Below are 13866 nucleotides of genomic sequence, written 5' to 3'. Positions count from 1 at the left end.
TGTAAATTCTATCTATATCGTCCCTGCGTTCGGTTTTTAGGTATATGTTTTTTCCAAGTATACGGCAAGTTGGTTGCTGTATAGTACCTTTTCTTCATTGGTCATTTTCTGGCTGTTTATCTGTTACCCCAAGTTCTTTTCCAAACATGTTCAGCACGATGTTCACTTTGTCTAGCCGTACGGTTGTTTTGCCTCTTTCCAGTTCGCGCAGGAAGCGAAGTCCAACACCAGCCTTGAATGCGAGTTCTTCTTGGGTTAGCCCATGCTTTTTCCTGGAATTTTTAATGAATGTGGCGATTGATTTCATATTAATACCCTAAAGGGTACAAGATCTATACTAATTTACATATTTGCACCCTATCGGGTATAAATTTATTAGTATTCGATTAATTATATCCGAAAGGGTATGTTTACCTGGAATGTAATTAATTTCATCTCTTTCGGTATAATATTCCTATAGATATGGCATCCGGTTGGGAATTTCAGCAAAAAAATGTGGCTGTTTCGCAATTAATCTGACGTCACTTTTCGGTTTAAACTGGTCAGGTAATTTCGCTAGAAAGTGGCGTTTCTGAGCGCTGAAGGCCTATTTTTTACATCTATGAATAATCATTCGATTTTCATTTGGCTACATTTTAGCTGCTGTGGCAGCCGTTCTCCCCTTGAACTGAACAACAATACTGCTCTGAATTTTTGGTGCTTTAAAACGGCTTATTTTTGATGATCGAAAAAGCCACATGCTTTAAGCTTTAGTTTGGCCGAAAGGGAGATCTGGCAGAAGAAAAATAGCTAAGTCTGGAATTGTTTATATTTATGCTGCAATCTGCCCCAGGAATGAATCTCTTTTGCCAATGCTCAGGCGGCCATTTTGGACCGAAACGAAGCGGCCATCTTTACTGAAATACACACGATATGCGAGAAATCGGTGCAGCTAAGAATGTTTTCACTTCCAATCTGGATGGAATACTTGGGTATTACAGTCTACAGGCCTAGATATCTTTTTGCCTTTGGCAGATTAAAAGCCCAAATAATTTTCCAGTATCTCTGTCGCTTCGAGCAATGCCTCGGGTGTGCTTACCGCCTGAAGGCATTTTACTTGCCTTATCCTGGTAGTTATGTAGCCGTTTTTATCTGCGATTTTCTGAAGGTATCCAGCTGAAATTCCGTAATAACGCGCAGCTATAAGTTGGGAATTGCTTTGGGTGCTGAGCTGTTTTTCAGTCGTAACTTGAGCAAGTACTTGGTAGGAGGTGGCGAGTGCGGCCATATCCGACTTTTCAAGTTGCTGCTCTGGTTTGTCCTGCAGTTGGGAGATTACTTTCTTGGCTTCCGTAAGTGCTATGCGGAACTGTAGGCTTTCTGCATAGGTAAGGGCTAGCGAAGACCGGATGGCTGTGTTGTTGGGTGATTTGATCAGTAGGTATTCATACAGGTCCTGACTGATTCTGGCTAGTACATCAGGTTGGTCATTCTTGTAAAAAGTTACTAGTGCAGTGGCCAATTCGTTGGGATGTTGGCGAAGTACGTTTCCCAGCTCTAAATAAGGTAAGATGGTGGCGAATGATTGGGGCCTTTCTTTCCTTAGAAGCTTGATTAAATAATCTATACGTCCTTTGGTTTCTATATCTACTGTCAGTTTTAGTTGCGACCAGCCCAAGTGTGGATTTTTTCCAGCCTCTTTGATGAATGCGGATATTGCGAACTCCTTTTTTGTTTCCAATGATTCGTCTGTCCCAGCGTTCAACTGACTATCATCGAAAGTAAATGTACGCTCGAGTCCGTAGTCACTTGTAAGTTTGGTCCCCGGAATCGAAACTACAGTTGTAAATTTATCCGCCTCAAGTTCATTGTTGTGCCTTTCTTTATATCTTTTGGCTCCTATGCCAAGGAAGCCACCTTTTTTCTTTTCTACTTCGTAGGGTCTAAGGTTTACTGTTCCGGATAGTTTGATGATTACAACGTCGCCCAGTGTGATACTGGGTTTGAGAGATCCGGTAAGCAATACAGGGGTGGGGCTTGCTGCCAGATAGTTCACTATGCCTTCCTGAGTCTGACAGAAGGAGAACCTTGGTAGCAATAAGATGGTCAGGATAAGAAGTCTAATTGATGAGCACATCTGTTGTTTTGTTAGGGTTAACGATTAGTTCAATTTTTCCTTTTGTTATTTTTTTAGTCTCAAGTGCTTTTTGAAAACTTTCCATCATAGAGTGATATTTTTCTAGGCTGAGGTCCATTCGGAAATCCTGTTTTAGGCCATTGTTATGTTCAATATGTATGCGATACGAGGAGAATGAACTTGTCTTATCCTTTGCATCACGGTCGCGGTACTGATAAGATAGCTGCAGTATTATGTTTTCAATATTTACTGCGGCGGGATTGGGTTTTACCCTAATCTTCCATTTGCTGTTGAGATCATAACCTTCGAATGTTTTCGGCTTATAGTTGTTTGGTTCCCACCTTTCGTGCAGACTTTTTGGAACTTCAGATATGCTTAAGGTCTGGTCGGTCCTAAGTTCGAGTTTGGATGCAATGACATCGCTTTTGCGCTCTTCTAAAACAACGATACTACCATCTTTTTTTATGGTAATTCCTGGATGGAATACTTCCAAGTTGGATGCAGGTGAGTTGATGAGTCCGTTTTTGTTGTTTATCGCTGCAATAGCTACATCGATGACTTTCGGTTCCATATCTGCTTTATCGTAATTAGCAACATTTTCCCTCATATAACTTTCCATATCCAAATTGAATTCGAAATCTTTCGTTTCGTTTTTGTCTTTTACGCGATGCCGCCATTTGATAAACTTATCCCAGTTTTCCGCTATTGGTGTGCTGTTTTTATCTATGGTAAAACTATGGGAGAGGATATCAAAACTTCCAAACTTTATCTTTTCCTCGGTCTCGGGTTCAGTGATCAGGGTGTACTGGGTATTCCAGTAACTCTCGAGTTTATCTACATCTTGCCTCATACTGGAAATATCTGGTTGTCTAATCCATTTATATAGGTTGATGGATTGGTCAAGGGCCAGTCGGATGTTTGACTGATCGGCTTCTATGATATCTGCCAGAGTGTTTTTTTCTCCATACCAGAATGTGCTTGCGCGGAATAGCCTGTTGTAATAATAACGCAGTCGTTCAGCATAATAATAAAATATGGGCAGTTGATAGCCCAGTTTGTTTCGTTTTTCGATTTGGTTGTCGGCAATCATCTCAAACTGCATTTTAGAGAATTCGTCTTTTTGTTTTTTTGCCAATTCTAGGTTCAGCTCGGCTATATCTTTTTCAAAGTAAGCGAGCTTTTGGTTAAAGCTGTTAGCCTTTAGTTTTTCCAGCTGTTCAACGAGTTCTTTCTGGAGTGCTTTCTGTTCGTTGTAGAGGTCTTTGAGCTGATCGATCAAATCGTAGCTGTCAAGGATATTGCCGGCGATTTCTAATGCTTTGTTTGCTACTGTTCCGTATCCCGGGAAGGCCATGTCGATGGCGCTTGCGGCTGCGGCCCTGGCTGCTGCGCCACTTGCATCGCTGCTGTTTTCTTTGCTGTAGAACTCTTCTGGGTCAAGTGGTGGTATTTCTTTGGGTATTGCTTTATCTTCTTGGTAGGATTGGAATACATTGGCGCCTACGTAAGCCTGAAAACCATCGGATTTTATAGCGTTGATGACGTTCTGTGCGCCTTTATCTTTGAGGTTTTTAAAGACCCGGTCATAGATAAGTTCTGGGTCGGAGATATTTTTGGGTCCAAGGAAGCTGTACCATTCTGCTGCGCCCATGCTTTCAAAGATGCCCTCTCTTAAAGATTGTTCGCTAAATAGGTTGTTTAGTATAGTTAAGTGGTCAAAGCTGCGTGACTGTAGCCCATTAAAAACGAATACAAACGTTTTATCTCCAACTAGGATGGAATCTCTTCGGATACTGAAAAGTTCGATTGTCCCAGATTTGATGCTCATAAACTTTTGCTCTGCGTCTATCGTGATAGTTGCTTTTTTAAGTTGGGTAATAAGTGCATTGTCATCTTGGATTTCGTGAAGCAGCTTGATATCATCTTTGGCTTTTGGGGGAATGAAGTTGAGACAGATATCGGGAGTTTTTTTTAGCAGTGCATCCATCAGTTTTCTTCTGGTTTCCATATTCTGGGAAACGGCAAGGCAGTTGCTGATTGCTGTCATTAAAAAACGTTGGATCTTAAAGTCTTTGATCTCTGGCCAGAAGTTTTTATTAAGTAATACCTCTGCGAGGGAGGCGGTAATTGCCTTTACGGAATCCTTCTCTATTCGCTCGATTATCGAAACAATAGGCTTCATCTGGTAATATTTTGTTCTTAAAGTGGTGATGTTCTCCTTAAGTTCAGATGCAGCCTCGGATTTTAGCAAGAGGTTTCCGCCAAGCTCAAAAAAAGAATCATATTTTTTCCTCCTTAAGTTTTCGCTAACCTGTGTATACAATCCACTATACTTCTTGCCTTCGGGAAAATAGTCTGTGTTGGATGCCCATTCCATAAACTGCGAGATGTTGTCCAGGTTTGGGTTATTTGCAAAATTTGCCAGCTGAATTAATTTCTTGGCATCGTTTTCCAGATTTTTGACTTGGGCGATATTGCCTCTTACCTGCTGGTACTTATCTTGCAGGTTTTTCCAGTCGCTCTGGGGGATGATTTCCAGATCAGCCATTGTGTTACCAATAGAAAGCAGGTTCTCTGTAGAGAGGTCTCCGTTCGCCACATCTTCTACTGCCTTTAGTGCCTGTTTAGACTTGTTGTAGTAGTCCAGGGATACATTGGCTAAGTTTACAAGGTCGTTCTGACTTCCCAAAAGTGAATTCCTCAGCTCTGGGTTTGTGCTGATCAATGTCGTTCCCAGGGCTTTTAAGTTACTGCCAACACTCTTGCCGGGGTCTAAGGGAACTCCAATTACAGATTGGGTAATCATAGAAGTGACTGCGCTGGTCATTTTGGCTTCATTAGCATCAAGTTGTTTATTTTTGCTTTTTACTTCATTTTCTATCTGTTTGTTTCTAAAGCTGATTGCGGAGAGCCTGCCTGTTATAGAGTTTTCCTGATCCTGATAAAAATCTATTTTATAGTTTTTTTCTAACGTCTGTGTGGCGGCTATATCGGCCTCATATGTTTTTGTTAGCTTGGAGATGTTTTCTTTCATCTGCTGTTCGTTCAGTAGGTCTATCTTATCGAGGGATTTTTCGATATTGCTGTATACTGCCTGAAAATTCTCATAGGTTTTTTTAAAGTTTTTGAGTTCATTGACGGGGAATAATGGTTTGTTGGAGAAATCTTGTCCCCAGAAGGAGTATCCTTGCTGGATAAGGGACTGCCGGTACTGGATATCTTTTTCTAAGAGCTTAAAGTATGTTTCATACATGGGGTTTATTTCCTTAAGATTTTCCAGTATGATCTTTTTCGATGGGTTGCCTTCGAACATTTCCCAAGCTTTTGTATATCTGTGCTTGGCCAGTTCAGGCTTATTGGCGATGAAATATTCATCGGCCAATTTTTTGTTTGTATAGGCCAGTTCATATTTGGCTATCTCTAAATAATTGTCTGTGGTGAAGGTAGAAAGACGCCAGTAGTCAAGTTCTTCTAGAATGCGGTCATAGAATCTGAGGTCGTTAATACAGATAGAAGAGCCCTTGGCTGAGCTTAAGTTTAAAAAAATCTGGGGAATGGCCGGTAGAGCTTTAAGTGAGGTGGCAAAAATATCCAAGTTTTTAAGGCGATCTTCTGAAAAGGTTGTGCCTTTTGCAGAAAATAGCTTGATCTGATAGTTCTTATCATCATAGCTGAGTGGCACAGAAAGCATATACCATTTGCCAATTTCCATTGTGGACAGACTTGTTTTTTCTACCTTGGTAGAATCAATGCGTTTTTCCAGTATCAGGGAGGGTTTTCCATTGCTTTCTGCGGTATGGATGGATAGGGATTTATCTGACGAGAAATAGCATTCCAGATTTCTGAATTTTTCATTTACCTGTGTAGAGTCTGGATTGGTTTCGTCTATCTTGAACCAGAATACCAGAGTACGTTTCTCCTTGTCTTCTGCAAAATCGAGCAGGCTGAGAAATGACTGTGCTGTGCTGCCGACGATAAGTCCTTTGTCTTCCGGATAATTTAAATTACCGGTTAAGAATATCGGTGGCTTTTTTTCGTCCAGTGAAAGGGATATTCTTTTTAGCGTTACCGTTGGCGAGTTGCTATCGTCCATTGGCGAGTAAAAGATCAGTCCGTTTTCCAGTCTTCCTGTCTTGGCGATTTGCGCCATCAGTTGAGAGGATAGTGTTAAAAATGCGATGAGCAGGTTTAAGTTCTTTTTCATTGTCTTCAGGGTGCTTTAAAAAAGCAATCAGGTTTTTGCCCAATAGGGGCATGTCGGAAGGTTATGGGAGTTTGACTTTATCCAGGATAACTATAGTTGTCTTGCATTGCTGTTCAAAATAGCCAATTGCGATCTTTAGATCAGGATTGTCCGAAAGTGCCTTGAGTGATTTAAATAAAAGGCTACAGTTACTATTCACTATGGCGCCAATCTGTCCTAGGGAAAATGCAGCAATAAGGTTATTGTATTCTTTTTCTGAAATGTACTGCTTCGTCTTCATGTCTAGCAGGTATCCTTTCATGAGTTCAAGTCCGAGTTTTTTGAGATTGGATACTGATAGCGATTTGCATATTGCAAAGACCGCAGGTTGCCCGGAGATGGTGGTGATACAGAAGCTGGTGTTGAGGATGAGTCCAACCGCATTCTCTGTCCCGAATTTTTTGACTGAACGTTGACTTACATCTAAAAGGTTGTTTTTTTCGATACGGAAGTAATCGAACATTTTCATAACTGTATTTCCCTGAACCGATTCGACGGGACTGCTAACTTCCAGTACATAGGAGTCTGTTGATGGAGTTGCAGGCGGGAGTATGCCAAGAAGATAGCTTCTGGTAATATCGTTCTTGAATTTGAAGTCTAACCGGCTAAATCCGGGGGTTTGGGCGCTGCCAAGATCAAGGTTTCCAGCGCTCGCTGAATAGGAGCTTTTTTTGATGTCGCTTTCTATTCCCAAAAGCTCGCCTGTTACTACCGCTTTGATGTTTTCACCTGTTGCATATGCACTTTTGTTGAAAGTCACTGTTTGGCCCAATGTAAATTGGCCACATAGCACGATGAGTGCAATGGAGAGGAAAAATTTCATAAGAGTCTATTTAGATGAACTAATATAGCTATTAATTGTAAAACACTGACAGTTAAAGTATAAAAATATTTTTTTACCTCTTTCTCCGGGTTTTTTAAGTTTTAAAAGAACTTGAGATGATGTTTATCAACATGGGTTCCACTTTCTTTATCGCATAAGAAATCTTTTAAAGGACCTTCCTATGGTGACTTATTCAATTAAATTTTGGATTAACTTTTACGAAACCTAATGAACCATATTGCGCATTAGCTATCGTTTTGTTAATTTAGAAGAATTAACTACTCGGACCTCTTTTTACAACTACCTGAACATTTTTACAGAACTGGTGATATGACTACTCCCCTATGAAAGGTGTTTGGAATATTATCTTAAAGATTTTGCTTGCCGCGACGGGCGTGATCCTCTATCGATTGAACCACCACAAGCCAAGAGAGTTGCGATTGGCTGAAATTGCCCAGAAAAGCACAAATGGAGCGACATCAACACTTATGATCATAATATCGCAACATAGATGAAATCCGTGAAGCTAGAAATGCTTTCACCTCTCATCTCAATGGAACTATCGGCTAGTTCAGTCAAACTCAGCTGAAGGTATGGAAGAATTCCCATAGCAGGCTCGCCATGGAAATCAGTGATAAACCTTTTCAAGGTATTGGCCTTTCCAAAATATATGAAAGGATGGTCTGTCTTGTCCTGCTGTCGCTTGTCATTGAAGCAAATTATAAATGAAAGCAAAAGCAATTAAAAAGACAAATCTTCAGATTCTATTATAACCGAGATGATAGTTAATGTCCTTTTTGATCGGAAGAGTACCCTGATCGAGAATGCCCTAGCTTCTTTGATGGACATGTCAGACACATAAATTCCATTCTTTTTTAATGTTGCTGATCAAATATAAAAATTACCAGTAACAGGATAGGGTAAGGTATTGGGATACGTCCAAATTAGACTCAGAATCACTCAAGCTTCGTGATATTCATGTCAATTTTAAAACTAATTAGCTTTGGTATATTGTAAGTTGTTAACTGTTCAAACAACTCGTACTGTTTAGAGCCTATTAATTGCGTCCTTTAAACAGCGGTTCCACACCATGATCAAACATATACTTTTCAACCTTTTCTATCTCACATGATGGAACTAGGTCCAATATTTTAGACTCTTTTACAGCTTTCCATAGCTTATGGTTTTCCTTCAGTTCCTTAGATGGTTCGTCACCAATAAAAAAGAAGTGGCCGTTCTTGCCGTCCTTAGTCTCTCTAATTTTGTCGATAAGAAACATATGGGCATTGATTTGCTGCTGGATAAAATGCGCGACTCCATTGAAGTCCTTTGACTCCCCGGTCACCTGTACTTCGTTCTTTCCAATAAACCAAATTTTCGCTGGCACCAAAAGGCCTGGGACTACATCCTTTTTCAACTCGATATCAAAATTAACAAATTCGGCTATCGATTTTGAAAGAGTTTTCCTAGCCTGATCAATCGGCTTAATCGTATGTTCTACTGATTGTGGAAAGCTGAAAATAAATTTTTCGAACAATTTTTTAAAGATTGGTTCGGTTAAATCCAGATCAATCCTCGATGGTTCAGAATAGACAATTAAATTCTGTGCGTATTTGGAGAGATAGTTGAAATATTCTTCTCTTAAAAGTCTATGACCCATATACGCGTGCATTTCATCATTCTGGCATTCCTGTGAAAGTTTGGTGAGCGAGCGAAGATGAAGCTTAATGCTGCTGTAGGCACTTTCGGAAAAAAGTTCTTTTATTACCGCGAGTTTTTCTGCAGAATATTCGAATCTGCAATTTTGCTCATTTCCCATAAAAAAACCAATACTCACCTTTTCGTCCAAGTTAGGGCGGATAGCGCAGTAAAGTATTGAGTAAAATGTTTTCATTCTATGGTTAACGATTAAAGTTATGAATAAGTTGCGAGAAAGTCGAGATTGTTCCATGCTACCAAGGACCGTTAAGGATTACGCTCGTAAGTATATTCTGTGTAAGTTTTGCGTTGTTATTGCACTACTCATTAGGAATGCCTTCAATGGCTTTAAGTTAACTATTTTTTAAGAAACGCAAAGCTTTGTGTTGGATTTTGAAATTTAAACCTAAAATCTCCTATCTTTTTAAGTTATTCTTAAGTAAATTCGTAAACTCGCATTCACTAATTAAATCATATGGGGTCAAGCCAGCCTGCGCCGGAATCGTCAACGAATAAATCACTTTGGAAATCCTTCACGACAAAAGATGTTGCAGCCTTAACGGTATCTTTCTTGGCCCTAATGCTCTCGGTTTGTAATTTCTACTATAATGCAGTCCGAGTGTCGGATAGCTTGCAAGGACGAATAATGGACTGTGATATTATTGCTGCCAACAATCCTAGCGGAAGTGACTCATTATTAATAACCATTGCTTACATCAATTCAGGTAACAGGCAGGCGATTTCTTTAGTTCCCAGTTATCAATGCGTTAATAATATTAAAGATGAAAATAAGACATGGGGTGGATTATTCAAAATTAAAGATCCTTTCCCTCTTGTATTGGAGCCTCTTCAAATGAAACTTATTCGGCTCACATTGTCATTAAATGATATTCAAAAAAATGTTGCAGACAATATAAAGCAAAACGATAGTTTAGTTGCCTCATTTATTCGACTTAAGTTTTTTGCGTTAGACTCCCATGCACGTTTGCGGACAGGGAAAACAGGATTTCAGATTAAAGTCATAACAAATGCAAATAAAATATTGAGTGCGATTCCTGCTAATGGTCATAAAATTTATCCTGAGAGTCCCTCAGTAGTTATTTTTTAATATCCAGGACAATTTAAAGTTTAAATTTTGGTGAAATAACAAGGTGTGAATCTCAAGGCCGTAAATTATCAGTTTCGCAAGAGACCCTTGCGCTCATCTACCATTATTGCATGCCTGTGCAAAAAACACTTTAATAATTTCGCTGTTAACTATTAAACTTATTTTACTATTATGACAGACAATAAAATCAAGCAAGACGGTAGAGATGACAGCAAGATTGATGCTAACGACAGTAGTGAAGTGTCTTATGCTGCAAAAGAGTTTGGTGTAAGTGCTGCAGAAATCAAAGCTGCAATAAAAGCTGTTGGCAGCTCGAGAGCGGCAGTTAAAAACCATCTTTCTGGCATATAACCATTGGAATCCGATTTTTACAATCAGGTTTATGACATCGTTAGGCTAGTGCCCAAAGGCCGTGTTACGACATATGGTGCAATAGCCAGGGCACTTGGAATGGCACGTTCTTCTCGCCTTGTTGGCACCGCTATGCTGCATGCGCATGATCCCAGGTTAAAAGTGCCGGCACATCGGGTAATCAACAGGAATGGATTGCTTACCGGTAAACACCATTACGAGACCCCTAATCAAATGCAAGAGTTGTTGGAAGCGGAGGGAATCGTTATTATTGATGACCAGGTACAAAATTTTAAAGCCATACTCTGGAACCCCTTATTTGAACTTTAATTCACATTTGCGGGATAAGAAGAACAAAATTCTTGAGATTCCGTTATCTTTATGTGCTAGGCTAACTCCCTACAATACCTAAATAGCTATGGAACCATTTAAAATTCATGTCAGCATCGACGGAATGCCTGATCAATTGAACGTTGAGCCTCAAATCACTGAGCAGGAAGATCATAAGTATAAAATATATAATGATGGTGCATACCTGGCAACAGTTTGGCCGGATTGCGTAGAAAAAGGAGTTTGCTGGTATTCCAGCGACGAGCTTCCTGAAGAAACCGTCATTAAAATTGGCGAAGCCATTGAACGTTACGAAAGATAACTATGGATTTTGGAAAAGTTGCTGATCACGAGATCAAGAATGTAGATTTCACACTGCCCCCAGATGGATCGCAGACTGCCATCACCTTGGCGAATAGAGAAAAGGTTGCTAACCCCGAAATTCGCGTTGGTTGTGCTAGGTGGGGAAGTAAGGAATGGTTGGGCAAACTTTATCCGATTAGAACGAAAGAATCGAATTTTATAACTGAATATGCCCGGCATTTCAATTCAATAGAATTAAATGCCGCGTTCTATTCGATTCCTACGAAGCATTACGTTCAAAAATGGCGTCGGAAGTTCGAGGAATCTGGCAATACCAATTTTTTAGTTTTACCTAAGGTATCAAGGGTAATTTCACACATCACCAGATTAACAAATGGTGATGTAATGCCCATATTTTTGGAGTCGATCAGGGAGTTCGGACCTATGCTAGGACCAATTTTCCTTCAGCTGGGTGACAACTTTGGGCCCAAGGGTTTCGATGATCTTGAAAATTTTATTACGCTACTTCCAAATGGTTATACATTTTATACTGAGTTGCGAAGTAAGGAATGGTTTTGTGATCAAGTGTTGCGAGCAAGGATGTTAAAAATACTGTCGGAGAATGGTGTTGGATTAGTGATAACGGATTCAAGTGGCCGCAGAGACGTTGTTCATATGGAGCTCACCACACCTGAACTTTTTGTTCGTTTCGTGGGTAATGGCAGAGTAGCGAGGGCATCTGATTTCGCTAGGGTGGATGCCTGGATAGACCGCATCAAGGTTTGGCTTAATTTGGGACTCGAGAAGGTGTATTTTATGGTACATCAACATGAAGAAAACGACACTCCTGTACTGGCGAATTATGTGATAAAGGAAATGAACGCTAGGATAGGTACCAATATTCCTGAAATTATATGGCGAGACAGTGAATTCGAACTCAATGATTCCATGGGATAAGGGCATGCTTAGTCCGCTTATAATAACTGGGCAGGAAGATCATAAATATAAATTATATAATAAAGATGCATACCTTGCAACAGTTTGGCCGGATTGCGCCATTGAGCGTTAAAAGAGATAAATATGGATTTTGGAAAAGTTGCTGATCACGAGATCAAGAATGTAGATTTCACACTGCCCCCAGATGGATCGCAAACTGCCATCACCTTGGCGAATAGAGAAAAGGTTGTTAACCCCGAAATTCGTGTTGGGTGTGGCAGGTTTGGAAGAAAGGAATGGGTGGGCAAACTATTTCCGACTGGAACACAACAAACGGACTTTCTCACTGAATACGCCCGGCATTTTGACTCATTAGAATTTAATTCGGCATTCTATTCCATGCCTTCAAAGTACTTCATTCAAAAATGGCGTCGGAATTTGGAGGAATCTGGCAATACCAATTTTTTAGTTTTACCGAAGGTATCAAGAGACATTTCGCACATCTCCAGATTAAGTGACGATAAGCTAATGCCCATATTTTTGGAATCGATCAGGGAGTTCGGAACCATGCTAGGACCGATTTTCTTTCAGCTGGGTGACAACTTTGGGTCCGAGGGTTTCGATGATCTTGAAAATTTTGTTACGCTACTGCCAAATGGCTACACATTTTATACTGAGTTGCGAAATAAGGAGTGGTTTTGTGATCAAGAGTTGCGAGCACGAGTGTTAAAAATGTTAACGGATCATAGTGTTGGATTAGTGATCACGGATTCAAGTGGCCGCAGAGACCTTGTTCATATGGAGCTCACCACACCTGAACTTTTTGTTCGTTTCGTGGGTAACGGCAGAGTAGCGAGGGCATCTGATTTCGCAAGGGTGGATGCCTGGATAGACCGTATCAAGGTTTGGCTTAATTTGGGACTCGAGAAGGTGTATTTTATGGTACATCAACATGATGAATACGACACTCCTGTACTGGCGAATTATGTGATAAAGGAAATGAACGCTAGGATAGGTACCAATATTCCTGAAATTATATGGCGAGACAGTGAATTCGAACTCAATGATTCCATAGAATTAGGGCATGCTTAGTCCGCTTATAAAGAGTTAAACATGTCCAAATTACCACCACCATTTTCTTTTTTGGGTAGTTTTGGTTTAGCCGTGTTCTTAAACTTTCTTTCTTTTGGTTTTGCCGGGATTTCTTCTGCACCAAAAAGGTTCGTTTGACGCGGCTCGTCAGGCACTTCGTCTATTAAATCTTTTCCCTTATTCGGTTTTGCTTTAGTAGAAACCGCTAGCGCTTTTTTGCTGACGCGATAGCGGTTCATCTTACTGTCCGGGTAGGGTACACAAAGCGCTAACAACTGCTCGATAGTTGGCTTTTTATGCAATACAAAATCTTCATCGGCTTTCGACAATATCACAGGCATCCGGTCGTACGGGTGTATCTGACCAACAACTTTGTTTGCTTTACAAGTGAAGATGCCGTAAGTCCTATGAATCTCGCCGCTTATTGGATCGATCCGTTCCGACCATAAGCCTAAAAATGCGAATATCTTACGCTCTGTAATAAATCGCCATGGCCTTTTGTCGTCTTCCGCAACCTCTTCTGCCTCATAAAATCCATCGGCAAAAATGATACAGACTTTTCCCTCCTTCAGCAACTTTGCAAAGTTGTAGGTTGATAGCACGTCTTCACTTCGAATGTTGAAGGAAGCGAAGGTTGGCACATTGGATTCCGCATCTGCGGGAACAATACCCCAAAACATGCGTTGCACTACATCGGGTTCTTCTGTTGTCACCACAAAACCCACATCAGTAATGGCGATATTTGAATCTGGCGAATACGGTCCCCGCAGGGTATAATTACCCTGCTTAATCAGTTCCTTTTCTTCAGCGGTAAGGGTATAACGTGCGCACATCAGCTATGGTAATTTAAAAAGTTCCTGTTCTTC

13 protein-coding genes are annotated in these 13866 nt (G+C 40.4%); 6 read left to right on the top strand and 7 right to left on the bottom strand.

Annotated elements, in window-relative coordinates:
• Nucleotides 1-94 precede the first annotated feature (94 nt).
• From ACXZ1K_RS16035 to ACXZ1K_RS16010, 6 genes are all read right to left on the bottom strand, one after another.
• Nucleotides 95-307, bottom strand: a complete 213-nt coding sequence (locus tag ACXZ1K_RS16035; protein WP_458970688.1) for a helix-turn-helix transcriptional regulator — start codon at nt 305-307, stop codon at nt 95-97.
• A gap of 708 nt (nt 308-1015) precedes the next feature.
• A complete protein-coding gene (locus ACXZ1K_RS16030; protein WP_458970687.1) occupies nt 1016-2116 on the bottom strand; it encodes a hypothetical protein in 1101 nt (366 codons plus the stop codon).
• Nucleotides 2100-6320, bottom strand: a complete 4221-nt coding sequence (locus ACXZ1K_RS16025) for a hypothetical protein (protein WP_458970686.1) — start codon at nt 6318-6320, stop codon at nt 2100-2102. Before ACXZ1K_RS16025 ends, ACXZ1K_RS16030 begins: the two co-directional genes overlap by 17 nt.
• Nucleotides 6321-6381: 61 nt before the next feature.
• A complete protein-coding gene (locus tag ACXZ1K_RS16020; protein WP_458970685.1) occupies nt 6382-7182 on the bottom strand; it encodes a hypothetical protein in 801 nt (266 codons plus the stop codon).
• 492 nt (nt 7183-7674) lie between these two features.
• On the bottom strand, nt 7675-7917 hold the full coding sequence (locus ACXZ1K_RS16015) for a hypothetical protein (protein ID WP_458970684.1): 243 nt from the start codon (nt 7915-7917) through the stop codon (nt 7675-7677).
• Nucleotides 7918-8239: 322 nt separating this feature from the next.
• Nucleotides 8240-9076 (bottom strand): hypothetical protein, encoded by an 837-nt coding sequence (locus tag ACXZ1K_RS16010; protein WP_458970683.1) that lies wholly within the window; start codon nt 9074-9076, stop codon nt 8240-8242.
• Nucleotides 9077-9355: 279 nt separating this feature from the next.
• On the opposite strand from ACXZ1K_RS16010, the gene ACXZ1K_RS16005 reads away from it, so the two are divergent.
• The 6 genes from ACXZ1K_RS16005 (at nt 9356) to ACXZ1K_RS15980 (ending at nt 13000) form a co-directional block, all read left to right on the top strand.
• Entirely contained in the window at nt 9356-9988 is a 633-nt protein-coding gene (locus ACXZ1K_RS16005) for a hypothetical protein (RefSeq protein WP_458970682.1), read from the top strand.
• Between the two features lie 171 nt (nt 9989-10159).
• Entirely contained in the window at nt 10160-10339 is a 180-nt protein-coding gene (locus ACXZ1K_RS16000; protein ID WP_458970681.1) for a DUF3606 domain-containing protein, read from the top strand.
• Between the two features lie 3 nt (nt 10340-10342).
• Nucleotides 10343-10669, top strand: a complete 327-nt coding sequence (locus tag ACXZ1K_RS15995; protein WP_458970680.1) for an MGMT family protein — start codon at nt 10343-10345, stop codon at nt 10667-10669.
• Nucleotides 10670-10757: 88 nt separating this feature from the next.
• Complete coding sequence (locus tag ACXZ1K_RS15990) at nt 10758-10991, top strand: hypothetical protein (protein ID WP_458970679.1); 234 nt, start codon at nt 10758-10760, stop codon at nt 10989-10991.
• A 2-nt stretch (nt 10992-10993) separates the two neighbouring features.
• A complete protein-coding gene (locus tag ACXZ1K_RS15985; RefSeq protein WP_458970678.1) occupies nt 10994-11929 on the top strand; it encodes a DUF72 domain-containing protein in 936 nt (311 codons plus the stop codon).
• A 123-nt stretch (nt 11930-12052) separates the two neighbouring features.
• Nucleotides 12053-13000: a DUF72 domain-containing protein gene (locus ACXZ1K_RS15980; RefSeq protein ID WP_458970677.1), complete on the top strand. Its 948-nt coding sequence runs from the start codon at nt 12053-12055 to the stop codon at nt 12998-13000.
• Between the two features lie 5 nt (nt 13001-13005).
• Here the strand turns inward: ACXZ1K_RS15980 and ACXZ1K_RS15975 are convergent, their stop codons facing one another.
• A complete protein-coding gene (locus ACXZ1K_RS15975; RefSeq protein WP_458970676.1) occupies nt 13006-13833 on the bottom strand; it encodes an SOS response-associated peptidase in 828 nt (275 codons plus the stop codon).
• Between the last annotated feature and the right edge of the window lie 33 nt (nt 13834-13866).

The sequence above is a fragment of the Pedobacter jaeyakensis genome (assembly GCF_054461315.1).
Note: the sequence above shows the minus strand (reverse complement) of the source record. Positions and strands in the feature narration are given on the sequence as shown.